General features: G+C 53.0%; 23 protein-coding genes and 2 riboswitches. Of the genes, 7 read left to right on the top strand and 16 right to left on the bottom strand.

Annotated elements, in window-relative coordinates:
* Positions 1-147 precede the first annotated feature (147 nt).
* From CJP46_RS04325 to CJP46_RS04295, 7 genes are all read right to left on the bottom strand, one after another.
* The gene (locus CJP46_RS04325; protein ID WP_094594346.1) at positions 148-588 is read right to left on the bottom strand and encodes an SRPBCC family protein; all 441 of its coding nucleotides are present in this window, start codon (positions 586-588) and stop codon (positions 148-150) included.
* Positions 581-1,102 carry a MerR family transcriptional regulator gene (locus tag CJP46_RS04320; protein ID WP_094594345.1) on the bottom strand — a complete coding sequence of 174 codons (522 nt, stop codon included), beginning with the start codon at positions 1,100-1,102 and terminating at the stop codon, positions 581-583. Before CJP46_RS04320 ends, CJP46_RS04325 begins: the two co-directional genes overlap by 8 nt.
* An 873-nt stretch (positions 1,103-1,975) precedes the next feature.
* Complete coding sequence (locus CJP46_RS04315) at positions 1,976-5,686, bottom strand: non-ribosomal peptide synthetase family protein (RefSeq protein WP_094595061.1); 3,711 nt, start codon at positions 5,684-5,686, stop codon at positions 1,976-1,978.
* Positions 5,687-5,706: 20 nt separating this feature from the next.
* Complete coding sequence (locus CJP46_RS04310) at positions 5,707-7,479, bottom strand: methyl-accepting chemotaxis protein (RefSeq protein WP_094594344.1); 1,773 nt, start codon at positions 7,477-7,479, stop codon at positions 5,707-5,709.
* A 177-nt stretch (positions 7,480-7,656) separates the two neighbouring features.
* Positions 7,657-7,743: riboswitch (cyclic di-GMP riboswitch) on the bottom strand.
* 102 nt (positions 7,744-7,845) lie between these two features.
* A complete protein-coding gene (locus CJP46_RS04305) occupies positions 7,846-8,547 on the bottom strand; it encodes a 4'-phosphopantetheinyl transferase family protein (protein ID WP_179281026.1) in 702 nt (233 codons plus the stop codon).
* 476 nt (positions 8,548-9,023) lie between these two features.
* Entirely contained in the window at positions 9,024-10,145 is a 1,122-nt protein-coding gene (locus CJP46_RS04300) for a Gfo/Idh/MocA family protein (protein ID WP_094594342.1), read from the bottom strand.
* Positions 10,146-10,186: 41 nt separating this feature from the next.
* Entirely contained in the window at positions 10,187-10,933 is a 747-nt protein-coding gene (locus CJP46_RS04295) for a sugar phosphate isomerase/epimerase family protein (protein WP_094594341.1), read from the bottom strand.
* Positions 10,934-11,050: 117 nt separating this feature from the next.
* Between CJP46_RS04295 and CJP46_RS04290 the strand changes: the two genes are divergently transcribed.
* The 5 genes from CJP46_RS04290 to queF all read left to right on the top strand — a co-directional run bounded on the left by CJP46_RS04290 (position 11,051) and on the right by queF (position 14,679).
* Positions 11,051-11,986 (top strand): helix-turn-helix transcriptional regulator, encoded by a 936-nt coding sequence (locus tag CJP46_RS04290; RefSeq protein ID WP_094594340.1) that lies wholly within the window; start codon positions 11,051-11,053, stop codon positions 11,984-11,986.
* A 54-nt stretch (positions 11,987-12,040) separates the two neighbouring features.
* Positions 12,041-12,084, top strand: a riboswitch (PreQ1 riboswitch).
* A gap of 132 nt (positions 12,085-12,216) precedes the next feature.
* A complete protein-coding gene (gene queC / locus CJP46_RS04285; RefSeq protein ID WP_094594339.1) occupies positions 12,217-12,885 on the top strand; it encodes a 7-cyano-7-deazaguanine synthase QueC in 669 nt (222 codons plus the stop codon).
* The gene (queD, locus tag CJP46_RS04280) at positions 12,882-13,367 is read left to right on the top strand and encodes a 6-carboxytetrahydropterin synthase QueD (protein ID WP_094594338.1); all 486 of its coding nucleotides are present in this window, start codon (positions 12,882-12,884) and stop codon (positions 13,365-13,367) included. Before queC ends, queD begins: the two co-directional genes overlap by 4 nt.
* Complete coding sequence (gene queE, locus CJP46_RS04275; RefSeq protein WP_094594337.1) at positions 13,364-14,089, top strand: 7-carboxy-7-deazaguanine synthase QueE; 726 nt, start codon at positions 13,364-13,366, stop codon at positions 14,087-14,089. Before queD ends, queE begins: the two co-directional genes overlap by 4 nt.
* A 92-nt stretch (positions 14,090-14,181) precedes the next feature.
* Positions 14,182-14,679, top strand: a complete 498-nt coding sequence (gene queF, locus CJP46_RS04270) for a preQ(1) synthase (RefSeq protein WP_094594336.1) — start codon at positions 14,182-14,184, stop codon at positions 14,677-14,679.
* A 71-nt stretch (positions 14,680-14,750) separates the two neighbouring features.
* Here queF and CJP46_RS04265 read toward each other — a convergent pair whose 3' ends face one another.
* Entirely contained in the window at positions 14,751-15,245 is a 495-nt protein-coding gene (locus CJP46_RS04265; protein ID WP_094594335.1) for a VOC family protein, read from the bottom strand.
* Positions 15,246-15,320: 75 nt separating this feature from the next.
* Complete coding sequence (locus CJP46_RS04260; protein ID WP_094594334.1) at positions 15,321-15,779, bottom strand: MarR family winged helix-turn-helix transcriptional regulator; 459 nt, start codon at positions 15,777-15,779, stop codon at positions 15,321-15,323.
* Between the two features lie 231 nt (positions 15,780-16,010).
* On the opposite strand from CJP46_RS04260, the gene CJP46_RS04255 reads away from it, so the two are divergent.
* Positions 16,011-17,315 carry a glycosyltransferase family 2 protein gene (locus CJP46_RS04255; RefSeq protein WP_179281025.1) on the top strand — a complete coding sequence of 435 codons (1,305 nt, stop codon included), beginning with the start codon at positions 16,011-16,013 and terminating at the stop codon, positions 17,313-17,315.
* Between the two features lie 4 nt (positions 17,316-17,319).
* Here CJP46_RS04255 and CJP46_RS04250 read toward each other — a convergent pair whose 3' ends face one another.
* A complete protein-coding gene (locus tag CJP46_RS04250) occupies positions 17,320-17,523 on the bottom strand; it encodes a hypothetical protein (protein ID WP_094594332.1) in 204 nt (67 codons plus the stop codon).
* A gap of 29 nt (positions 17,524-17,552) precedes the next feature.
* Complete coding sequence (locus CJP46_RS04245; RefSeq protein WP_094594331.1) at positions 17,553-18,086, bottom strand: hypothetical protein; 534 nt, start codon at positions 18,084-18,086, stop codon at positions 17,553-17,555.
* 424 nt (positions 18,087-18,510) lie between these two features.
* Here CJP46_RS04245 and CJP46_RS04240 point away from each other — a divergent pair, with 424 nt between their 5' ends.
* Positions 18,511-20,913, top strand: coding sequence for a glycosyltransferase (locus CJP46_RS04240; RefSeq protein WP_179281024.1), 2,403 nt, complete (start codon positions 18,511-18,513; stop codon positions 20,911-20,913).
* A 141-nt stretch (positions 20,914-21,054) separates the two neighbouring features.
* On the opposite strand, the gene CJP46_RS04235 is transcribed toward CJP46_RS04240, so the two are convergent.
* The 5 genes from CJP46_RS04235 to CJP46_RS04215 all read right to left on the bottom strand — a co-directional run bounded on the left by CJP46_RS04235 (position 21,055) and on the right by CJP46_RS04215 (position 25,225).
* On the bottom strand, positions 21,055-21,810 hold the full coding sequence (locus CJP46_RS04235) for a glycosyltransferase (RefSeq protein ID WP_094594329.1): 756 nt from the start codon (positions 21,808-21,810) through the stop codon (positions 21,055-21,057).
* Positions 21,811-21,873: 63 nt separating this feature from the next.
* Positions 21,874-22,572: a galactosyltransferase-related protein gene (locus CJP46_RS04230; RefSeq protein ID WP_094594328.1), complete on the bottom strand. Its 699-nt coding sequence runs from the start codon at positions 22,570-22,572 to the stop codon at positions 21,874-21,876.
* Positions 22,573-22,614: 42 nt separating this feature from the next.
* On the bottom strand, positions 22,615-23,730 hold the full coding sequence (locus CJP46_RS04225; RefSeq protein WP_094594327.1) for a methyltransferase domain-containing protein: 1,116 nt from the start codon (positions 23,728-23,730) through the stop codon (positions 22,615-22,617).
* 43 nt (positions 23,731-23,773) lie between these two features.
* Entirely contained in the window at positions 23,774-24,346 is a 573-nt protein-coding gene (locus CJP46_RS04220; RefSeq protein WP_094594326.1) for a class I SAM-dependent methyltransferase, read from the bottom strand.
* A 15-nt stretch (positions 24,347-24,361) separates the two neighbouring features.
* A complete protein-coding gene (locus CJP46_RS04215; RefSeq protein WP_256992178.1) occupies positions 24,362-25,225 on the bottom strand; it encodes a glycosyltransferase family 4 protein in 864 nt (287 codons plus the stop codon).
* Between the last annotated feature and the right edge of the window lie 26 nt (positions 25,226-25,251).

Here is a 25,251-nt window from a genome sequence, read left to right as displayed (position 1 = left end):
CTTTAATACAAAAAAAAGGCACCTCAGGATCCCCTGAGGCTGCCTCCTAACACCTGATGCGGAACTTACAACTTCGTACTCACACTTACATTTTCAACCTAACATTATCGCACTAACATTTCTGACCTATTTTCAATCTAACTTCTTCTACACAAGAACGGCTTCGTCCAGCTTATCCAGCATAATCTTGGTCCCGTGCTCACGGATCGAAGCCGTATCAAGCCCGTCCAGAAACGCCCCATGCTCCGTATAAATCAGCCGCGTGCCTTGTCCCGAGGGCTGAAACTGCACCGATACGACCGATATGGACATTCGGTTGCTCCCCTGGTCTAGCGTATACGTATAGACGATCCGCTCGTTTTCGGCGATCTCCTGGTAGATTGCATCATAGGTGAAAACCGGACCGTCCGGAGGACCGCCGGCATTGACTTCGCGTCCCCCTACCCTGAATTCGAAGCTGTCGGCTTTCGGAAACCAGGCTGACTTCAGCTCCGGATCAGACCAGGCCGAAAACACCTTCGCCGGTGCGGCTTGATAATTGCGCTCAATGACAAATGTTTCGTGAATGACAGATCGTTCGTTATTCATGGTCATGGCCTCCTTGGATGGTTTTATTCTTGGGATCCGGCTGACTTTCTCCAAGCGCCTCCCCGAGCCGGTCAAGGCTGCGCTCCATGCTTGTCCGTTTTTCCAAAAAGAACTTTTCCTTGCTCTTCTTCATCACCTCGAGCAGCGCGGTAAATTCTTTGACCGTTAACGTCTGGTCATGCTGCAGAAGAGCCGATACGTTTTCCAGTTCCTGCAGAAGCTGCTGCTGCAGCCGGATGGTATTTTTCAAGCGGTCCATCTGGATCTGAACAATGTCGAGCGGACTGAATTCGTTCCCGTCCACGATTTCCTTGACCTCATCCAGCGACAATCCCAGCTCCTTCAGAGACAAGATTTGCTGCAATTTGGCCAAATCATGCCCGTTATAGATCCGATGGCCGGATTCGGTATGCCCCGACGGAGAAAACAAACCAATTTGATCGTAGTACCTTAGCGTTCGGATGGTCAGTCCGGTCATGGCTGCCAGTTCTCCGACCTTCCACTCCGTATTCATAATCATCCCCTTGCTTCGCGAAGACTTGTACCGGTAGTTCTAATATAAAACATTACGCTGCGTAAGGTTCAAGTACTAACAAAAAAAAACTCGAACGACAGGCTGTAGATCGAGTTTTAAAAGACTTCGTCATCATTTATGAAGATGAATGGTACGACTAGGAATGCCAATATTGCTGGATATAAAAATTGCCGGAGCCGCTAAATTCCGCAAAATTCCCCTTGGTATTGCTTGTGTCCCGCAGTTTGTTTTTCCGTCGTCTGTCTATCTATCCCGGCACCATGAAATAATTCCAAGTTTTTTAAGTGTTGCTACGGTGCAACTGTTATTCCGCTGCTAATGCCTTGCCATTTTTGTTCTTTTTATAATTCGGCAGCTCTTGGTCATGCTTATATCCCTACTATTAATCTTGCATATTTACTTTGCCTTCAATCTTGACATTAATGCTGCTATCAATCCTGCTTTTAATCCGTGCCACTAATCCTGCTATTCATCATGCTTCTTATCTTACTTCTAATCCTGCTATTGTTCGCCGACACTTTCTCTATCGTTTTGTGCTCACGTTAGGGTTAACTTTTGCTGGTGTATGGCTAATGAATATAACGCTATATGAATACGAATTCTCGTACTTGTCCGTTAAGTTCCTGCGGTCAACGGTTCCACAATACCTTGCCCACCCTGCCCCTCGCGAAACTTGAACTGCAAATACGACTCCGGTTTTTAACTCACATTTGTCCGTTTTTGTCTTTTTTTAACACGGATCTAACCTTTTCTTTCCTTGTTCAGTTCACGGATATCCCGCTTGTCCCCTTGCAGTCCGTACGATTTCCATATCTGTACCGACATGTCAGCCAAGCCACCTAATGATCATGATTATGGCCGCGCAAAATACCCGACCCGTACAGCATGATCAATCAGCTTCCGGAAATAATCCTCATCCGGCAGCGCGCACTGGACACCGGTTCCCTCGAGATACACGAGCGTCTGCGGGCATGCGTAACGGTAATTGGAGTTCTTCGCGCCGTCTCCCTCCAGCTGCGCCATCGCCAGCTCCAAGCCGGCCTGGTCTTTGTCCTGCTCCGGATCGAGAAGCCACCGTTCGTATTCCTTCCATTCCGCCAGGCCGATGTCATAGCCGTATGCCTGGAAGAAACCGACCAAGTCCTGATAAGATACCGTAACCGGGTTGCAGATATGAAACATCCGTCCGGCGGTTTCGTCTTGAAGCGCCAAGGCGGTAATCGCCTCTCCTGCGTAATCGATCGGCGTCATATCGACTTCCCACCGCACATCCGGAGCTTTGTTAAGCAGCAGCATCGCCTTAAGCATCCGGTAAAACGCGTTGTTATCGATGTTCTTCTGGAACAATCCATTATCCGACCGGCAGGACAAATTGCCGACGCGATACACGGATGCCGCCAGGCCATCCCGGCCAGCCTGCACGACGAGCTTCTCGGCGGCAAGCTTGCTGTTGGTGTAGACGTTCTCGACATAGGCTTCGTCATAACCGGAACCGGCAGTGACCGAAGCCCATTGGCCGTTGAGCGCCAAATCTTCCGGGATGCCGAGCGTGGAGATGAAATGGAACCGAAGGCCTGGCTTGGACTTGGCCAATGCCAGCAGACGGTTCGTGCTGTCCACGTTGACCCGGGCAAAATAGTCCGCTTCCCCGAAATGCTTGACTTCCGCGCCGCAATGGAGAATGGAGTCCAGTCGATCTGCCAGCATGTCCTGAACTTCCCGGCTCATTCCCAAATGCTCTTGTTCCAAATCGCCCTGCACGGCGATGACCCGGTTCTCCATCAGGTGTTTGATTTCTTCCCCGAAGTACCCGGTCATCGTCTGTTCCAGCCGATCGTAAGGTTCCTGCTCTCCGGATGGTCGCACGAGACAATAGATGGAAGCTTTCGATTGACGAAGTAGTTCATGCAGCAGGTGAGAGCCGAGATAGCCGGTTGCGCCTGTCAGCAATATGTGCTGCTGGGTGTTTCCCCGCCCTTCGGAATGATGCTGGGCATTAAAGCTTAACGGGTACTCCGTCAAATCCTGCAGCGGAACATCCTCACCGAATACCTCCTCCGAAGCGGCCGCTTCCTGGGCAAGGCCTTCGATCCGCTCAGCCAAAGCGGCAATCGTCGGGTATACGAAGAAATCGTTGATCTTCAGCTGGGGATAATTCGGCTTGAGCAGCACCAGAATCTCCAATATTTTCAAGGAGTAGCCGCCGATTTCAAAGAAATCGTCATGAATCCCGATTCTCGTCTGACCAAGCGCTTTCTCCCAGGCGGCTGCCACTTCCGCCTGAGCAGCCGTGACCGGGGCTTCATAAGGCGAATCGTCCTCTTCCGGCACGATCTCGAAAGAAGCCAACTTCTTCCGGTCGATTTTCCCGGTCGGTGACAGCGGCATTTGATCCACAAAGCACATATATTTGGGAACCATGTAGCCGGGCACCTTTTGGCTTAAAAACTGGACGAGGTCCTTGGAAGCCGCCGGCTGTCCGTCATTTGTCGTATAGAAGGCCGCAAGCACCTTGGTTCCGTCTGCTTCCGTTCTCGGAATGACGGCGATATCTTTAACGGACTCATGCTTCGCCAGGTTGTCTTCAATCTCACCGATTTCGATCCGGAAGCCCCGGATCTTCACCTGAGCGTCCTTTCTCCCCCGGTACTCCACCAGGCCGCTCGGAAGAAGGCGGACCATATCGCCCGAACGGTAAAATTTCTTGCCCGACGCCGGTGCAATCGGATCGGTGATGAAGGCCTCATTCGTTTTCTCCGGCTGGTTCAAATACCCCTTACCGACGCCGACGGAGCTGATTAGGAGCTCCCCGGTGACTCCGATCGGACACAGCTGGTCGTGCTCGCTGACAATGTACAATTCATAATTGCTGAGCGGCGTTCCGATGCACACCGTCGTCAGATCGTCCGGAACCGGATAATCGACGATATGGGAGGTGGCCACCGCCGTAATTTCGGTAGGACCGTAAAGATTGACGATCGGGACCTGCAGCTTTTTCTGCAGCATGCGCACAGCCTCGCCCGACAACGCCTCACCCCCGACGATGATGCTCTTGATGTTCCCATATTTAGGCGCATCCTCCTCTGGCAAATGAGCGGCAAGCTGGTTGAAAAATACCGTCGGCAGAATGGCGACGCGTGTGGCCTGCTGCTCCACCACCGCCACGGTAAAGGCGTCGATGGAGAACCGCTCTTCATCAGTGAGCAGATGCAGACGGCTGCCGCAGGCCAGTGAACCGAAAATGTCATAGACCGACGCGTCAAAGCTGAACGTGGAGTACTGTAGAATCACATCTTCTTCAGTCAGCTCCATCTCTCTGCGCGTAGCCTCCGCCAAATTGACGACGCCTTGATGAGCGATCAGGGCTCCCTTCGGCCTGCCTGTGGAGCCTGACGTATAGATGATATAAGCCAGATCATCGGGTTCAATGCCGACCAGGCACGCTTCTTCCGGATACGAATCCGCCTGTTCTCCCAATGGGAGGATTTCCGGCTTCCTATCACTGTCAAATCCGGCAAGCAGCTTCTCCAGCCGGTTCACGTAATCTGTTTCGGTCAGGATCATCCCGGTCTGAGTGTCGGCAATAATGTATGCGTTTCTCTCATCCGGATGGGAAGGATCGAGCGGAATGTAAGCCCCGCCTGCCTTAATGACGCCAAGCATACAAAGAATTGTTTCCAGGCTCCGTTTCATGAAAATAGGCACGAACTGTCCCTTTTGCAGCCCTTTGGACAGCAGCATGTTCGCAATCCGGTTGGACTGCCGGTCGAGTTCCTTATAGGTCATCCGCTTTCCGTCCTGGGTAACGGCGATCCGTTCCGGAAATTTCGCCACGGTGGAAGCCAGCATCCGGACGATCGTCGGCTGTTCCGGTAGGTCCATCTTCGTGTCGTTCAGAGCCGTGTAGGCTGCGCGGTCTTCCTCCAACAGAAATGGAAGGCGACTGATTTCCAGATCCGGGTTTTGCAGTGCCCCGCGAACGATCTGAACATAGTGCCTGCTGAATTTGCGCACGGTCTCTTCCCGGTACAGCTGGCGTGCGTAGGTGATGTTCATTGTCCATCGTCCGGATGCTTCCCGGACATCCCAGCCCAACCAGGCTGGACGACTTATTTGAGCCTCCCCGTTCACCGCATGATAGCTGACGGGCTGCCCGATCATTTCTTCCAGCTCCTGCAGGCTCAAGTCCGCATTATCCAGCTCTTCCAGCTTGGCTTCGATACGCGTATATACCTGCCGGAACGTATCCTGTCCGCTCATCGCTGCACGAAGCGGCAGCAGCTCACCTCGCCGGTTCGCCACGCCGAGCAGCAAGTCTTGGTCGGCAGTCATTCTGTACAGGAACACCGCATAACCGGTCAGCCACCAGGCGCGAAGGTTACCAAGCCGGCCCAGTTCTGCTGCCTCTCCCGGTCCCAAATCCAGCGTTTCCGTGATCCGCAGCATATCAGTCTGAATTTCCCGCACCGGCTCATCCGTATACAGATTGAGACCAGGCAGAGGAAGCTCGAGCTCTTGGGACCAGTATGCCCTGCTGTGCTCGCTTATCGATGTTGTGTTCAAAATGTTCAGCTCCTTCATGATTACACCTGCAGTTTGTCGACTAAGGTTTCCAATTGGTCAGCCACCTGGTTCATCTGATTGGCGGAATCATAAATTTTATCAAAGGAAGCCTGCTGCTCCTGGGCGCTTGTCTTGATCTCGCTGGATACGGCCGAGTTTTTCTCCGCCAGCTCCGCAAGCTGTTTGATGGAAGCCGTAATTTGCTCGGTTTCGGCAACCATTTGCTGCGTAGCGGCAGAAACCTCCTGAATTTGGCTCGTGACCGAATCGGTCGCGATCATCATGCCTTTAAACAGCGAGCCTGTTTCCTTGACGACCTCGATCCCTTTGGCAACGTTCTGCTCGCCTTCGCTGATCGCCTCGACGGCCAGTGCGGTCTCATCCTGAATGAAACGGATCAGCTCGATAATTTGTGTGGCGGATTTTCTGGACTCCTCGGACAATTTCTTGACCTCATCGGCCACCACGGCAAATCCCCGGCCTTCCTCGCCTGCGCGCGCTGCTTCAATGCTCGCGTTGAGGGACAACAGATTGGTCTGGGAAGCAATCTCCGTAATGACTTGGACGATTTGTCCGATTTCCTGGGAACGGACCTGCAGTTTCTCAATGATGTCCACCGAATTTTTAACCGAATGGTTGATCGAATTCATCTGCTGGATGACCTGATCGACGTTCTCATTTCCTTTCTCCGACTGATCCTTCATCTGCATCGAAATGTCCGACAGCTCGGAGGTATTGCCGGCAATCGTATTAACGCCAGACGAAATTTCTTCCAGCGAAACGACGCTTTCCGTGATGGATGTACTCTGCAACGCGACACGCTCGGACATTTGTTCAATATTTTTCGTAATGGCCGACGAATTTTTATTATTGTTCTCCACAGCCGAGAACAGGAACTTCGATTGTTCTGCCGATTGCTCCGATACTTTCTTAATCGTCCCCACCAGATCGTTGATTTGGTTCACCATTGTGTTGAATTTGGCGTTAACCTGTCCAAGCTCATCGTCGCCAGCCTTCAGCTGCACGGTAAAATCGCCTTTGCTGAGCTTGTCCAGCGCCGTCATTAGAGTTTTGATCGGTGCAAACGTCCGTCTGTTTGTGTAATACTGCAGCGCCAGTACGACTACCAGCGTAACCAGCAGGGCGAGCAGCGTGTTGCGGAGCAGATCGTTCTGTCCGGCAGAGACCAAGCTGGCATCCACGTCGATACCCATATAGGCGAAGATATTGCCGCCTGCATCCTGAAACGGATACAATACCGTGATCCATGTGCCGTAGTTATCCTTGTATGCTTGGGTGAAAACTAACTTTTTCGTTTTCAGCATTTCCCGGACGGCGTCGGCATGAATTTTAGGCTGTTCGTACAAGTCTCCCAGATGCAAATTATCCTGGTCGAACATTTCCAACACGGCCGACGGCATCGAAATAATCGAAGTTTGATTGCCCCCTTCAAGCTCAGGCCCGAAAATATACCCTTGGGCAATATTCGGATGCGTACGGGACAGCTCGTCAAATATACCCGTAAGTTTTTGCTGAATCGCAGCGTTTGGATCCTTTACATCTTTGGCCTGCTCGACGTCTTGTGCTGAGACGCTCTTCACCAAGGCATCCATTGTTTTACCGGAATCCGATTGCAGCTGCTCGGTCAGGACGGTTCCCTGAATATAAAAGCTTGCGCCAATCACGACCACCCCGGTGATGAAAATATAAACACTGGTTAGCAGCATACTTCTGCTTACAATACTTAAATTTCTAAACCTAAACTTCTTGGCAAATTGCTTAAGCTTGCTCATTCTCGTTTCTCTCCTTTGGTCTATCTCTCTTATGTAATCTTCCAGCTACCCACCCACCTGGCCACACTAGAAATCGTCTTGGGTTCTCACGAATAACACCTCCCCCGCGTCAGGAAACAGCAATTTCAGGCAAAAAAATAGCAACCTATGGGAATGCAAACCACAGCTCACCAATTCATTTGCAACTGGCTGACATATCCCGTTTCGGAAGTAGTCCCTATAGCTTTGCGTCACTGCTTTTCAGCAGTTTTGCCTATGAAATTATCAGGTACATTTTCATAGAAACTAATTATTAATTAGTAACTATAAAATCGACATGATCCTTGAACCAGTCTACCATAATTTTCACGGGTATTTCCAATCATTTCAGAAATTAACCTGAAAACACTCCATTTCCAAAAGTTGATCCATTTCCGGTTCAACTATTTCGATGGGCCCTATTGCTTTCGAACAGACCGCAAGTTTATACGGACCTTCCATTGGGATCAGCGTAAACTGATAATGGCATGCTTCCTCGTCAGGGCCGCTGTATTCAATCGTCCCGTCCGGATGAACCATGATCGCAAACGAGTCCAGCGGTTGACTCAGTCCTTTCCCGATGCACTTGATATAGCTTTCTTTGAGCGTCCAAATGTCATAGAACGGGCCCAGACGCTCTTCTTGCGTCAAGCTTTGAAGCTGCCCGAGTTCAGCGGGTGAAAAAAATGATTCGGCAATCCCAAGATCCACAGGGAGCATCTGCTCGACATCCACGCCGAGTTCAGCCGGACCCATGGCGGCAGCCACCCAATCTCCGGAATGGGATATATTAAAATGAATGTCCGGTTCATCCGCAAACACCGGCTTGCCGAATGCGCTTCGCGACCATGGCTTGGAAAATGCCGCAGCGGGCCCTACCTGTCTCACTGCCCAGCGCACCAAAACTTCGCCAAACAGGCTTCTTACAGCATCCCTCCAGTTTCTGATACGTTGTACTTGTCTGGTCCGTTCGGGAGAGACCCGTTTCATGAAATGATCGAATTGCGCGGCAGAAACGTTCTTGATTCCAAGCATATACAGTTTGATCATCAAGCCCTCCTGAGCACACGGCTTCATTCGTAATCACCAGGTCCACTTACAGCAACTTCTGTTACTAAAATGCAAGCTGCGAAATCTAGTACATTATCCCTAATTCATCGATTATCTTAGGATGAACATCCTATTAAAAAGCAGGCGTTCATTATTACTAATCGGCCATTTTTTCCTATTTTTTAATAGCTTCTAGCATTTGTACACAAATTGATCAACAATTTAGGTACAAAAGTCTATGTTTGGTGGTTTCTCGGATAGGATGCGTATCCCGTTCAGGCACACAAAAAAGCCAGACTCTCGGAAACCAAGAATCTGGCTTTCTCCAGTACAGCATGCCACATCCGATGCAGCTGCTTCATGGATTTTGCATCAAATTAGTTGCGATTGGAAAGCTTTGTACTCGAAAAAAACCGCCAGGCAGCAGCCGGACGGTTTTTCTTCATTGTAACGAATGGATCTTGTCAGAGCTGAACTTATCCCTCGGCCGTTACGAGCTGATCGTCAAAGTAAACCGTTTTGCCGGTACGAGCAGACTCGTAAATGGCTTCCAAAACCTCTGTGACAACCAGCGCCTGTTCCGGTTTGACCATCGGCTCGGTATCGTTCAGAATGCTTTCGATCCAGAGACGGCATTCTCTGCCGGCTTGGCTCTCGGAATTGCCTGCGAAGTAGGCGACTCCGCCTGTCTTCAGCTCAGGCTTCTTCGTATACAGCACCCCAAGGTCCTCGCCATTGATGCGCAGGCCGTCCTTCATGTCCGCGCCGCCTTCCGTACCGGACAGAGATGCCTGAGCTTCGCCCACGTCAAGCGTGTTGAGCGCCCAGCTCGCTTCCAGAATGACGGTTGCGCCGTTCTCCATCGTAATAAAGCCGAACGCGGAGTCTTCCACCTTAAATTCTTCCGCCTTCCATGGGCCAAAAGCGTTGGCAGGGCTTTCCTTGTCGCCGAGTTTGTAGTACACGTTGCCTTTGACGCTCTTTACCTTGTAGTTGTCCAAAAGCCAGAGCGTCAGGTCCAGCGCGTGCGTACCGATATCGATCAACGGTCCGCCTCCCTGCTCATCTTCGTTCAGGAATACGCCCCATGTCGGCACGGCGCGTCTGCGGATGGCATGCGCTTTGGCAAAGTAAATATCGCCGAGGTCGCCTCTCTCGCAAATTTGCTTGAGGGTCAGGGAATCCGGACGATAGCGGTTGTCATAGCCGATCGTGAGCTTCTTGCCTGTCCGCTTGGCGGTCTCGACCATCGCTCTTGCTTCTTTGGCCGTCTTGGCCATCGGCTTCTCGCACATCACGTGTTTGCCCGATTCGAGGGCGTCGATCGTAATAAAAGAGTGCGATTTGTTCGGCGTGCACACATGCACGACGTCGATGCTTTCGTCTTTCAGCAGTTCTTTGTAATCCGTGTAAATTTTGATCGTATCCTCTTTGCCGATTTTGCGCGCAGTCTCGATGGCACGCTCTTCGATGATGTCGCAGAACGCCACCAGCTCCACGTTTTTCTGGTTAACCAGGTTCGGGATGTGCTTGCCGTTGGCGATGCCTCCGCAGCCCACGACTGCTACTTTCAATACTTGATCCGTATTTTGCGCCATAACTCATTCTCCTTTTTATATAAAATGGGGTTGTACCAGAATTACAAAATTTCCCGCAAATACTTCAGGCTCTGCCCGATACTGTCCAGCTGCGGAATTTCATATTCCTCCTGCTCGACCGTAAACCAGTTGACGCCGTACTGCTTGCCTGCCGCCGTAATGGCACGGAAATCCATGATGCCGGAGCCGATCTCCGTATTCCGCTTGTCCTCCAGGCTCTTCATATCCTTAATGTGCAGAATGGCGCAGCGCTCTTTGTATTTGTTGATAAAATCCACCGAGCGCAGTCCGGCGTGCTCCGCCCAATATGTATCCAGCTCGATGAACAAATGATCAGGATCCGTATTGTTCACCAGCAGGTCCAATCCGTATTCGCCATCGAATTTATCGAATTCAATGCCGTGATTGTGGTAGCCGAAGCGGATGCCGCTTTGCTTGCAGCGTTCGCCGATGCGGTTGAACAGCTCTGCGGTACGCTTGTAGCTGTCCGAGCTGTTTCTCATGTCCTCCGGGAGACCCGGACAAATGATGTAAGCGCTATTAATTTCCTGTGAATACTCGATCGTCCGATCCAGGTGATCCGTCAGGTCGGATACGCCGATATGGCTGCCGGCCGCCTGCAGACCGTACTCGTCCAGCGCTTTTCTCAGATCGGAGGCGGAAGTGTTGAAGTAGCCGGCGAATTCGACGCCGTCGTAGCCGATCTCCGCTACCTTCCGGAGCGTGCCGAGAAAATCAGTCCCTGTCAGTTCCTTGATTGAATATAACTGCAATGCCACCTTTTCCATACTTTGCACCCCTTCCGTTGATACAAAGTAACGATACCAAAATCCCTCGATAAGTTATACAATGAACCTATTCTAATATATTAAATATTTGTCATTGTAAAACGGGAGCGTGCGAAAATGACCGAGCCATATTTTGAGTCGAACCGCCCATCCATCGGGACGATCCACTATCCGTACGAATGCATGATCCATCAAAGCGCCGGCAGCCGCTGGATTGTTCACGCCCATTGGCACATGTATATCGAGATTCTTTATTTTCTCACGGGAAAGGCCAAGGTGTTCCTGGGGGGAGAATCGCATACTTTGAGCAAGGGCGACCTGATCGTGATCCATTCGCATGAAACCCACTCCATCTATGCGCTAGATGAGGAGCGGGTCTCTTATATCGTCATTAAATTCGATCCTGAAATTTTGTACTCGACGTCCAGGACCGTATTTGAATCCAAGTACGTGCTGCCGTTTACGATGGCCGAATCGAACAACCAGCGGATGTTCGCCGAGTCTGAAATCAAGGATACCGTCGTCCCGGCCCTGGTGCACGAAATACACGACGAATTCACGAACCGGCCTTACGGCTTCGAGCTCGCGGTCCGGACGCTGATCTGCAGGCTATTCCTGTGGTTTTTGCGTGAATCGAAAAACCTCGGCCTCCACTGGGATGTCGCCCAATCCCTGAAGGATATGGACGTCCAAATGCTGCAGAAAGTGTTCGAATACATCGACGACAACTATCGCTTTGACATCAACGCCCAAGCCGCCGCGCGGATCTGCAACCTGAGCTACAGCTACTTTTCGCGCCGCTTCAAAGCGATCATGGGCAAAACGTTTACCAATTATTTGAACTACATTCGGATCACCGAGGCGGAAAAGCTGCTCCTGACCACGGACATGACCATGACGGAAATCGCCCAGGAGACAGGGTTTTCGAGCTCGAGCTACTTCATACAGCAGTTCAAGCAGTACAAGAACATCTCGCCGAGCCAATTCCGGAAAAAGGTCAGCAGCGAGAACGTAGAAATCCAAAACTCCCTCATCCGCAAAGATATGATATAATAGTCCGGCGCAGCATCATGCGCCCAATTGAAGACAATCCGCGCGGACGAAAGCGCGGGAGAGGTTCGCGAACTCCCTCTATAAAAAACTAAGACTGCCCTCTTTGGCCATAAAGACCGGGGGCTTGTTTTTTTACGGATGCCAGTTCAAGAACCCTCTCTCTTCTGCCGGAAATCAGGCGCTTTTTCAGCCCTGCCGACCGGACCTTATCATGAAGGAGAGGTTTTTTTATGCTCAAAAACGAAAAAGCGGTCGTCGTGTTCAGCGGCGGCCAAGACAGTACGACCTGCCTGTTCTGGGCACTCCGGCAGTTCAAGGAAGTCGAGACGGTTACGTTCGACTACGGTCAGCGCCACCGGCTTGAAATCGAATGCGCACAGTCGATCGCCGCAGAACTCGGCGTGAAGAACACCGTGCTGGATATGAGCCTGCTGAATCAGCTCGCCCCGAACGCGCTGACGCGCAGCGACATCGAAATCACGCAGGAGGATGGCGGGCTGCCGAGCACGTTCGTGGACGGCCGGAACCATCTGTTCCTAAGCTTCGCCGCCGTGCTGGGCAAGCAGTCCGGCGCCAGACATTTGGTGACCGGCGTATGCGAAACGGACTTCAGCGGTTACCCTGACTGCCGGGATGCATTCGTCAAGTCCCTCAATGTGACGCTAAACTTGGCCATGGACTACGACTTTGTCATCCATACGCCGCTGATGTGGCTCGACAAAGCGGAAACTTGGAAGCTAGCCGACGATCTGGGCGCATTCCCGTTTGTCCGCGAGCGCACGCTGACCTGTTATAACGGCATCATCGGCGACGGATGCGGCGACTGCCCCGCCTGCCGGCTCCGTAAAGCCGGTCTCGACAAGTACCTTCAGTCCAAGGCGGAGGCGCTGCAGCCATGACCAAGACTCCCGGCGAATTCCGCATCGTGGACCGGCTGCAAAAGCTGGGTGAAGACATCCAGCCGTCCGACCTGCGCTATCATCATAAAAGGGTACTGGTCAGCAAGGAATTTACCTTCGACGCCGCGCATCATCTGCATGCCTATGAGGGCAAATGCAAAAATTTGCACGGCCATACGTATAAAGCCGTCTTCGGCATCAGCGCCATTCCGGACGAGATCGGCATTACCGCCGACTTTGGCCTGATCAAACAAATTTGGAAAGAGCGGATCGAACCGTATTTGGATCACCGCTATTTGAACGAAACGCTGCCTCCGATGAATACGACCGCCGAAAACATGGTCGTTTGGCTGTTTGAGCGGATGGAGGAGGCGTTTGCCTGCGGGGATTACCGAATCGAGGGCGGCCGGACCGAATTCGTCCGCCTGTACGAAACGCCGACCAGCTATGCCGAGGCGAGACGGGAGTGGATGAGCGAATGAACATTCCCGTACTTGAAATTTTCGGTCCGACGGTTCAGGGCGAAGGCATGGTCATCGGCCAGAAGACGATGTTCGTGCGCACCGCAGGCTGCGATTACCGCTGCTCCTGGTGCGACTCCGCTTTTACGTGGGACGGCAGCGCCAAGGCGGACATCCGCCAAATGAGCGCTGACGGCATCTGGGGGGAGCTTCGGCGGATCGGCGGCGAGCGCTTCTCCCATGTTACCCTGTCCGGCGGCAATCCCGCCCTGCTGCCTCAGCTCGGCTCGCTTGTGAGCCTGCTGAATGGCCTAGGGATCCGGATGGCCGTCGAAACCCAGGGCTCCCGCTGGCAGGATTGGCTGGGCGACGTCCACGAAGTAACGCTGTCGCCGAAGCCGCCGAGCTCAGGCATGGAGACCGACTGGGAGATGCTGGACAGCATCGTTAACCGTCTCGCGGCCAGGCCGGCCGCTTACACGCACAGCCTCAAAGTCGTCGTCTTTGACGAGGCCGATCTGGCCTATGCCGTCCAAGTTCATGCCCGGTACCCGCATGTGCCGATGTATCTTCAGGTGGGCAATCCCGACCTGAAGCGGATGGACATCGCGGGCCATGCCGCCGATCTGCTCGCCCGCTATGAGCGGCTGATCGACGCCGTGGTCGCCTCCCCCGAGCTGAACGCGGTCCGCGTGCTGCCCCAGCTTCACGCGCTGGTGTGGGGAAATAAGCGCGGCGTTTGACCAAAGACAGCCGCCATAGGCTCGCCGAAGCGGGTCCGCTGGGAGCTTAATACCTACTAACATATTTGAAATTATTCAGGAGGAATACCTATATGTCAGGAAGACAGCCGCACGAAATGCAGGACTTGACGCTGCTTGGCAATCAGGGGACCCAATACGTGTTCCAATATGCCCCCGAAGTGCTGGAGAGCTTTGATAACAAGCATGCCTACCGCGATTATTTCGTTAAATTTAATTTTCCCGAGTTTACCAGCCTTTGTCCGATCACGGGACAGCCCGATTTCGCCACGCTTCATATCAGCTACATTCCCGATCAGAAAATGGTCGAGAGCAAGTCGCTGAAGCTGTACCTGTTCAGCTTCCGGAACCATGGGGACTTCCATGAAGACTGCATGAATATCATCATGAACGATCTGATCAAGCTGATGGATCCCCGATACATCGAGGTATGGGGGAAATTCACGCCGCGCGGCGGCATTTCCATCGATCCATACTGCAATTACGGGCGCCCGGGCACCAAGTACGAGCAGTGGGCGGAGCAGCGCATGATCAACCACGATCTGTATCCGGAGAAAATCGACAACCGATAATGCAATACGCCGACATACGCAGCAGCCGCGGGCCTTCCCGCGGCTGCTTTGCGTACACCTGAGCGTCTTCTTTACGCCTCCTCCTTCGGCCAGGCAGCCTCCAGTTGGATCCCGTTGTTATCAAGAAAGATGAAATTGCGAATGAGGCCCTGATCATAAATCTCCGTCATGACCACCCCGATCTCTTGCAGCCTTTTCCGCAGCTTCATCCCGTCGGTCTCCGAAAGCAGGCTAAAGGCTACATGCTGCAGTGCCCCGGGAAGAAACCGGTTCAAGCTGGACGAATTCCGGTCGGCCGCGAGCTGCTTGATCTCCTCGGAGCTCTGGCTGATGACAGCCTCCTCGTATTCAAAGAAATGAATTCCCCAAGACCGGGTATCCCCCGGTTTAATGAAGCAGTGACGTCCTCTTTTCCCGGCAGCAGGGAAAACAGGGCCAGCCTCCATGCCAAGCCTGTGGACGTAGAATGCGATCGTTGCGTCAAGATCGGGTGTCACCAATGCCGTATGGTGAAATCCTTGCCAGCGGACATCAGGCGCCGTCGATTGAGTTTGAATGTTACCCATCTGATCCATCTCCTTTTACATTTTAATTCGAATTCTAACTACATGAACAAAAAAAGAGGACTCGCTTCCTCTCTTCTATTTGCGGTCCATGCGCTGTACCACTCTGACCAGAAGGCTCCTAAGGGACTCATACTCGTCCGGAGAAAACTCCAGCCTGACCGCATCATCGATCTGCTGCGTCAAATGCCGGGTCTGGGCGGCAAGTTCCTTACCGGGCTCCGTCAGATAGATTTGCTTGGAGCGCGCGTCTTCCGGATGATCGCGCCGATAGACCAGCCCACGCTTCACCAGCCCGTTGATCAGACTGGTTACGCTCGGTCGTTCAATCATCAGGATCGGCTCCATTTCGGACGGCGTAATGCCAGGATAATGATCGATAATCCCCAAGGCGCTCCACTGCGTGTGAGTAATTCCGTAAGGCTTCAATAACCCTTCCAGTTCCCTTCTCATCCCGATATAAGCCGTCTTGACCAAACGTCCAAGAGGGCCTTTGTCCCATGCCCAGACGGTTCCTTCTCCTTGATCGCCATTCATGACCCACGCCTCCAAGTAGTTCGAATTCTAATTAAAAGCGTACTTCACACACATGGATTTGTCAAATTCGGAGTGTCACATGGGCCATTGTTACATACGCTATGTTAACGACGGATTTGCAAAGAAGGCAGCCTGCGCTTACCACGGAGCCTTGCCTGCCAAAGGAAAATACAAATTCAATACACGATGAGGAACGTAGCTGCCGCAAGCTTTCCCGGAAAGGAGCCCGCGATGCTTGTCTTTATTCTACCTTCCTACCACCTGCGCCACGCACAATTGACCGCCAGCTCCGTTCGGCAGGAGCTTCCCGATTCGAATATGATCGTGCTGGAACAAGGCAGCTTCGGTTCCCGGATGAACCGCGAGCTTGCCTCGTACCAAGAGCCATACTTTCTGACGCTGCAAGCGGGGGAGCAGGTGCTTCCAGGCATGGATACGTTTCTGCGCAAGGAGCTGTCCGGTCTGACCGGAGAGTCAGCCGGCTGCATCTTCAGCGCCATTTCCCACACTGAGGGCCAGCACGGCCGGTTTCAGCTGCCCAGAGGGCCGCTAATCTGGCGCACGGATGCCGTCATGGCGGCGCCTTCGTCGGGTTTCGCGGAGACAGCGCTGCTGCCTTTCGAATCCTATATCCTGGTGGAAAAACAGTACCAGCTCACCGGCACCTTTATGTGGACATCAACCAGCAATCCACCGTTGGTTCCGGCCGTCTCCCCCTCATTCCCATGGCAAAAAAGAGACGAGGAGTGGGAACTGCTGCGGCCGCTGCTCGCCTCACCGATCCAGGTTGAGCCAAGGACGGGCGCGGCACCTGAAGCACCGCTGGTTACCGTTCTGTTATGTACTTATAACGATGCCGATTATATTCCATGGGCCGTCCGTTCGGTCATGGCCCAATCTTTACGCGATTGGGAGCTGTTGATCATCGATGACGGTTCGACCGATCATACGGCAAGGATCTTGGAATCGCTGTACCCAGACCGCCGCATCCGGACCTTCCGGCTGGAACGCAATTCTGGGAAGGCTCATGCCCTGAATACGGGATTGTCCTTGGCAAATGGAAGCTGGCTGCTCGAGCTCGATGCCGACGACTGGCTGTCCCCCAACTGCCTGGAACAGTTATGCAGCAAGGCCAGCCTGCACAATCAGGCAGGCGTAATATATGCCGATCACGTCCAGTGGGAAGAACGGAAGAACAAGCAGTTGATCTATCAGGGTGTGAGGACTTCCATTCATCCATTCTCCCCTGCCAGAGTGATCGAAGCCGGCATTCCCATTGCCCCGCGGATGTTCAATACAGCCAAACTTAAATCGTTCTCCGGCTGGAACACAGCTTCCCCATCCGGAGGCCGTTTATACGAAGATATTGAAATCCTCGCCAGAATGTCGGGTTCAGACGATTTCCATTATGTCGACAGGGCGCTGTACCATCGACGAATCCGAATTCACAGCATGACCCACCGCCATGCGGATCATTACGCGGAATGGCTGAAATGGATGGATGCTCAAGACAATGGGGCGGCACCGAAATCATAATCGTTTACTGAGGCAGTATGCGGACCAGCGCCACATTACTAGTTGGAATATTTACCCGCTGCGTCGTTGGAATATAATTGGAACTGACCGTATCCACGGCTAGGATCCCGTCAGAAGATGATGCCACGGTGCCCTGGATAAACTGATTGGTCAGCAGCACTTCGACGCGCCTGCCTTTAAAGACGGCAAGTGCTTCCTCAAAATTCATATCCTTTCCCTCCCTGCTATCACAAAAATTTATGAAACAGCCAGCAAGCTGCGGAACGGGATCAGTACGTTGCTTTCGTCCATTTCAAGGATTTGCACATAATCTTCACCAATCTGGATCAATGTGCCAAAAATAGTTCCTACCGGCGTTTCTACCGTCACGCGCGAATTAATACGGGGCGTCAGCAGGGCCACGATGCCTGTGGTTTCCGTGCCTGGTCTTGTTCCTAGTGCTGGCCCCTGTCCTGGTACCGGGCTTGGTCCTGGTGCCGGTCCTGGACCTGGTGCTATCCCCGGCCCTGACCCAGGGACTCCGGTGCCCGTACCCGGACGACTGTTCATGCCGGCAATCTGTTTTTCCAATGAGCTGACCCGGGCCGAGAGCTCCGCCACCGTACCTGCCAAGCTGCTCAACTGGTGCTTCAACTTCACGATGAATCGCTTGACATTAAGCAATCGTCTGAACAAGGGAGCCGGTTTCTTCTTGTGGGAATGCGGCTTCTTTTTGCGATGGGCAGAAATCCCGCAATCGCTCTTATCTCTTTTTATCCGTCGCAGTTTCACTCGCCCTACCTCCTTTATAGTCATTGGTACAATATGTAGGTAAATAACGATGGGGACCAAGGCAAATATAAAGTTGATCAAAATGCCCAGTGGTAAGCCTCTGCCCGCGCAACTCTCCTAAAAATGATCCACTTCCATGGTGTTATGCCCAGGCGTAAAGTTCACCCGGTACATATTTTGTACATAGACAATCGTTTAGGGAGGAGAATAACGCTTGAATAAACCGAGGAACCGATCCAGGAAGGCATCCCGTCCATTGTCTGCTTCTGCGGCCTACAAATCAAAAAACAATCATTCATCTAAGACCAATCGTGCATCTGAACCCGGTGTGAACACACATGCTTTACCGCGCGATTCTCTGCCGATCGAGCCCCTCGAAACGTATTCGCCCCCCCCTTTTCAAATCACGGCTCCGCCTCCTACGATGGGTGCAGCACGTGACCCTCGGACAGCAAAACCAGAACCGGATCCGGCAATAGCCTATGACGTCATCCGGTTTCCCGTCATTGACTGGGACTTCCGTTGGCAGCGTCCTCAGCAGCTGTCCCGGCAATTTGCCGTACGGGGTCATCGCGTGTTTTATATGACCACAGAGGTCGCCTGTTTTCCGAAAGAGCATGCCGGCAGGGATGAAGTCTGCCGATTTGTCAAATTCAAAAAGGTGGACCGGAACGTGTGGCTGGTTACCCTCTGTGCCCATAGACGCTTAAATTTATATCAGGACCAAATGGACGATTTGGATATCCAATATTTAAAATGGTCACTGGAGCATGTCCTTGCCAAATTTGCGATCACCTCGTATGTATCCATCGTCGACCTTCCGTTTTGGACGCCGCTCGCCGCGGCTCTGAACCAGCACAATATCATTTACGATTGCATGGACGATCATTCCGGGTTTTCGACCAATCATGCCAACGTCATTCATCAGGAGGACCTGCTGATCCAAAAATCCAATGTCGTGCTGACTTCTTCCCAAGTCCTTCACCAGCGCGTCCGTGAGCAGAAGCACTCGACGATTTTGGTGCGCAACGCGGCCGATGTCAGCCATTTTGCCGGTTGGGTAAACAATGTCCCCGCAGAACTCAGCAGCATTGCCGGACCGGTGATCGGCTATTACGGCGCGATCTCGGACTGGTTCGATATCGGCTTGATTGAGGTGATGGCCCGGAACAGACCGGAATGGACCTTTGCCTTAATCGGCCATACGTTCGGCTGCGACACTTCAGGAGTGGAGCAGCTGCCGAACGTGTTGCTGCTCGGGGAAAAGCCCTATGAGGAGGTTCCCGGCTATCTACATCGGTTTGACTGCGCGATCATTCCGTTCGTCCAGAACAATTTGACCCAGGCGACAAACCCCGTCAAGCTCTATGAATATTTGGCGGCGGGCAAGCCGGTCGTTTCCACTCCTTTGCCCGAGCTGACCGAAATCGCTTCGGGCGTGGCGGAGATCGCAGATTCCCCCGCAGCGTTTGAGGCGGCGGTGGAGCGGGCGCTCCGTATGGAAGCGGTGCAGCCGGAAGCCGTGAGACACAGGCGCAAATTTGCCATGAACAATACGTGGAGGCATCGTTACGAGATGCTGCACGGCGCGATTTTACAGCATATTTTCCCCAAGGTCAGCATCGTCATCGTGACCCATAACAACTGGTCATTTACAAGGCAGTGCCTGAACAGTCTGACTCGGAAGGGCGGCTATCCGAATGCGGAGATCATCGTGGTCGATAACGGTTCCACCGATCAGACCCGTGCGCAGCTTGCGGCATTGGCGCAAAAACCGGTGCAGACGGTATTCTCGCCCATCAATCTTGGGTTTGCCGGGGGCAACTCCCTGGGAGCAAGCTGTGCTACCGGCGAGTATGTGATTCTTCTCAATAACGATACGATCGTACCCGATGCGACCTGGATTCCCAAGCTGATCCGGCCGATGCAGGAACACAACGATATCGCCATGACAGGACCGATGTCCAACCATGTAGGAAATGATCAGGCGCTCGATTTTTTTATCGGCGACCCTGTTCAGGGAGCGGATCCCGGTTGGCTGCAGGAGTTTTATGACAGTTACCGCGAGGGAACCCGCGAAACCGGACTGCTCGGATTTTTCTGCGTGGCCATCCGTCGCAGCGCATTTGAAAAGATCGGGCCGCTCGACCACCGTTACGGAATCGGCATGTTTGAAGATGATGATTACTGTGAACGGGTCAAGCAAGCGGGCTACCGGATGGTGATCGTAGAAGACGCCTTTGTGTACCATCACGGCAGCGCAACGATCAAGAAGCTGAAGAGCCAGGAATACCAATCGCTGTGGGAACGAAACAAGCAATATTACGAAGCAAAATGGAACACAACATGGCAGCTGCCCGAAGGTCCGTTAAACCCATTTAACCTAGCCGCAACGCCCGAAGAAGTCCGGGAACGGATCGAACCCCGTAATACTGGAGAAAAGTGGGTGCTTCTGCTCAGCGAATCGTCCTGGAGCAACGAACCCGCAAGGTGGCAGCAGTTGGCGAAGCAGTTCGCCCAATCGGACGGCTGCAACGTGATTGTCTACGCGCTGACATATCTTCAGCATCCCGTTGTCGGCATCCGCAAGGCCGGTCCCCGCCTGTATTTGACCAACCGTATCGATTTGTTCAGCCGGGTCACCTTTGATCTTGCGGTTTATTGCGGGTCTCAGCAGGTATTTGAAGAGATTCATGCCGGGCGTTATGCGGCGGACGCGATGTGCTACAAAGCGGGACAGATCGAGCAGCTGGCAGCCGAATTGCCGGAAATTCAGCTGTACGATGAGCCCCAAGCGTCCCGGCTCGTTCAGCAGTCGCTTGCTTGATAAGTTCATCCTTCAACGGCTGAACCGTTCGTTCTTCACTTCATACGATGCCACGAAGAAGCCCTCACCCGGATTCCGGATCATTCCCGGATCAAAAGTGAGGGCTTTAACTATTTTTCATACTTATCAGATTTGGATACGCTAGCCTTTTTTACGCAACTGCTCCAAATAGCGCTGAATGACGGCCGGATGCTCACCGTGAAAAGGGATCGTGGCAATCTGATACTCCTGATGGTTGTAATCCCAATCCGGCTCCCCTTCATTGTTCAGCAGATTGACGTCTCCTCGGCGGTTATCGTTATATTTGATCCGCTTGCCGACCGCATAGTGGTAATGGTATACGTTAGCGTCGGCGCGCCCGCGCGGAATGCTCCAAATGCTGGCTCCGCCGCCCGCTTCCAATGTGCAGTGGTGCTTCTCGTCCCGGTACCGGATGCCCCTCTCGGCCCGCCACATCCGGGTGATGTCATTCGACCAGCGTTCATCGCCGGGACTGTTTACCCGGATCGTGTTCGGGTCTCTCCAAAAGTTCACGAACGGAAATTGATAGACATCAACGGCGGTGTTCGCCATTAGCTCAGGCAGCATATCCCGGAATCTGTCGTCCATGATTTCATCGATATCGAGGTTCATCATCCAATCCCCGCTGGCATGATCGATCAGAAAGTTCCTCACTTCCGATTCGTTCCAGTCCTCGGTATAGGGAATTCCTGTCTGCGGCATCGAAAACAGCCGGATCGGATACTTCGTCTTGAGTCGAGCAATATGCTCCAGGCTTCCGTCCGTGCTTCCCCCATCCACAATAATGATTTCATCGGCAAAGGCTGCCACGCTCTCTAAATACAAAGGGACAAAGGTCTCTTCGTTCAAGATCGGGACAATAACCGATAATGACATAGATTCTGCTCCTTCCTTTCTTGTTCATCCCATGCTGCCTTTCTCCCGCTGGATGCCAGCAGACTAGAGCTTACCCGCCTGCTTTTCCCGGATTAGTTCGTGCATCGACTCCCATTCTCCGCGAGCAGCCTTATATCGCTCAAAAAGCCTGTAATTATGCTCATAATGGGGGTTGCCTTGCGGACCGACAAACGGATGCCAAAAATGGAGCATCAGCCCGTCGAGCCGGACATGCTCGCCCACGAACGTATCCATCGTATAGGCAAAAGCCTCGTCCTCCCCACCCCAGCCAATGAACCTTTCATCGTATCCGCCAGTCCGCTCAAATGCTTCTCGTCCAACCATATTTAAACCTCCGACAAAATAGGCCGCATGTTCTTCCCCGGTATCCAATTCGGCAGCCAGGGGCCAAATCGCTTCCCCCTCTATGACTTTCCGGGAAGTTTGCTGTGTCAGGCGGTTGATCCGGCTGAATGGAATCACCCACCGCCCCTGCTCGATTAGGCGAACCGAATCGAACACCAGCTGCGGGTCGTAAATGATATCACCATCTGCAATGATGAAGATGCTGCCGCTTGCCCGGGACGCCGCCCGGTTAATCGCCCTGGATCTGCTGAAGGGTTCGCCCGTTCCGATTTCCCCGATGCAAATGTCCGCCGCGGGCAGAATGTGCCTGTAGAATCGAAGGACAAAGGACAGTGCCTCATCCCTTGGACCGCCGTCCGGCTGGTATGGAATCAGAATGGACAGATCGTCATGCATCCACGTTACACCTCCATCCCGATAGATTAACAGCTTGACAGTCTATACTTTCCGGAAAACGCCGAGTTCCCGGTATTTCCCCGTGCCGAACGTATCCGCCAGCTTTTCATAATGCTTGAAACCAGTATTCTCCATCAGCATTTTCTTCTCCGCTTCAATGGCGTCCCCGGATTCCCAGAAGAGCAGCCCACAGACGCTCCGGTCCAGCTGGGCAAGGAACCGCCTGCAAGCTTCCGGTTCTTTCATGACATGATAAAAAACGGTCAGGAGCAAGCCGATATCGTATTGCGGCACGTCCTTGGATTCTTCAAAGCGCTCCGTGATGACGGAAAATTCCGTCCGTTCCATTACGTTCAGCTTGTAAAGCAGGGAATGGTGATCCGGATCCGGTTCAAACCCGGTAACTTCCGCCCCTTCCCTGACGAAATTCCTGGCATAATACCCGATGTTGCAGCCGATATCCAGGACACTCTGCCCTTTCAACCTTCCCCTCCCCATAAACCGGGCGATGTAGTCAAGCCTCGTTGGATACGTTTCGTCCCGCTCACTGTGCATTCCGTAAAATAGCGGATTCAGAATCGGCGTGTAGATCAGCATCCGCTGCTGATCCTCAATCGTTTGCTCGACCTCTGCCGCTGCCGTGGAATGAAGCCAGACCGGGTAATCCTGCAGCGAGATCCGGACGGGAATTCTCCGAAACCCGAGGCAGTACAGAAAAGAAGCCCGGTGATGTCCGTCCAAGATATTAAAGTATCCGGCCGGATTCCATCTCACCTTGATCGGGTGCTCGAAAAAAAAGTCCGATCCGCTGTGGAGCCCGGACCGCATATTCCCGTATTCCAGCCGTCTTTGATTCAGCAGCTCGTTCCCCGACATTGGCGGTGATAATCCCCGTGTCGCGTGAATCTGCTCATACCAATCCAGGTAAGCATCCGGCGCTGTCCCCCGCTCCCCCAAGAAATAACGGTACAGCTCCCGGTGTGGAACGAGCCGCATGATGGAAATGTCTGCACACTGAAGATGGTGTTCATACCAATGATCGGTGAACGATTCGATCAGATGGTCGGTACGGGCTGACCGAACATCCAGCTCGGTGAACAGCAGCTCAACAGGAATTTCAGTGACCACGTAATCTCTGCCAGCACCTTGCCCCGTCATATGGCGCTCTCCCTTCGACGTGATTTTGGCCATAGCCTGATATTTATCCGTTCGGCTGAGAGCCCTGGAACAAATAGGTGGCAAAGTCACGCTGAATATAATCCTTGAACATGTGCTTGGAAGCAGCTGGATACCGGTTCAGTTCCTCCACCGTCCAAACGCTGCGATGGGTTTCGTAGTCATTTCCGTATTCGGCGCCTTGCGGCCAATCGGGCCCAATCGGAACGTTCAGAAGCAAGCTGCGGCATTGTTTCAGGCAGGCCGCAAGCAGTTCGAACCCGCGCTCCTTCTCGAAATGCTCAAGGACATCGCCTAGGATGATCAGATCATAGGTTCCAAGCTGCTGCTTCGTCATCAGTTCATGTGCATCCCCAATATATATATGGTTGTAAAAGTATGGATGATAGTCGTCCACATTTTTCGGGAAAACTTCGACCCCCTCGATCCTGGTCTGCCACTGCTCGCGAAATACGCGTCCCTGCCAAACGTCGAGAAATTCCCTGCAGAGCATTCCCCACCGGCCGAACCCAACCCCGATGTCAAGTACGGTGGCCGGAGCCGCCTGCCGGATGAGTTCCACACAGTATGACAGATTCTGCCAGTTTGATGTTCCCACGAGAGTCGTCACCTCCTAAATCCCGAACAGGACGGCAAGCCAGCGTCTCACGCCCTGTTCGATGGTCCAATGCGCTTCGATTTCCGATCTGCACAGACGGCCGATTTCCCTTAAACGCGTTCTTTCCTGCAGGCAGCCGTCAATGGCCTGGATAAATGCCCCAGGATCGTCACTGTCCAAAATCAAATGATGTCCGCTGGGATGGGCCGCTTCCTTTACGTATCCAACGTTGGTGGACAGCACCGGTTTACCGCTGGCAAAAGCCTCGAGCGCCGTCGCTCCGCCTCCTTCATTCGCCGACGTGATCAGAAGCAGGTCGATATCCCGGTAGAAACGCGGCATCTCTTCATGCGCATACGCACCTGCCGTTTCGACGAACCGTACCTCCGGTCGGCCGGAAAAATGCTGTTTGATCGGTTCATACAGAGCGGTATACCGTTTGGAAGCCTTCCCCGGATCTCCCGCCCACCCGATGACGAGCGGCCGGCCCGCCCGCTCCTGCGTGTCCCCGTCTGCAGCAGCGGGTTGGAATAACGTATGGTCGACAAAGTGTCCGATATGCCGGACGGATGCAGACGGCGCCATCGCTTCAAGGCATTCGGTCAGCTTCATATTCATCGCCCCGATCGATCCAATACGGGGAATCACCAAGCGCAGAAATTCGGGATCCGGTATCGGCTTGTCAGCCCACTCACGGAACGTATCGTAATGTTTGCTGAAATAGTAATAAGAGACCGCTGCGGATGAATCGATCCGGATATGCTTAAAAACAGCGAAAGCCGCCAGGCCCAGGCACATGGAGGAGATTCGGGAGTATTCCCGGTTTAGCGCCTCGCTGCCCTTTTTCCCGATACTCTCCTCAAGCTGCTTGGCGGACATGATGTACAGGCAGGGATGATGCTGTT

Source organism: Paenibacillus sp. XY044 (assembly GCF_002257645.1).
GTDB lineage: Bacteria > Bacillota > Bacilli > Paenibacillales > Paenibacillaceae > Paenibacillus_AQ.
The sequence above is the reverse complement of the archived record's forward strand: the minus strand, read 5'-3'. Positions and strand labels throughout refer to the sequence as shown.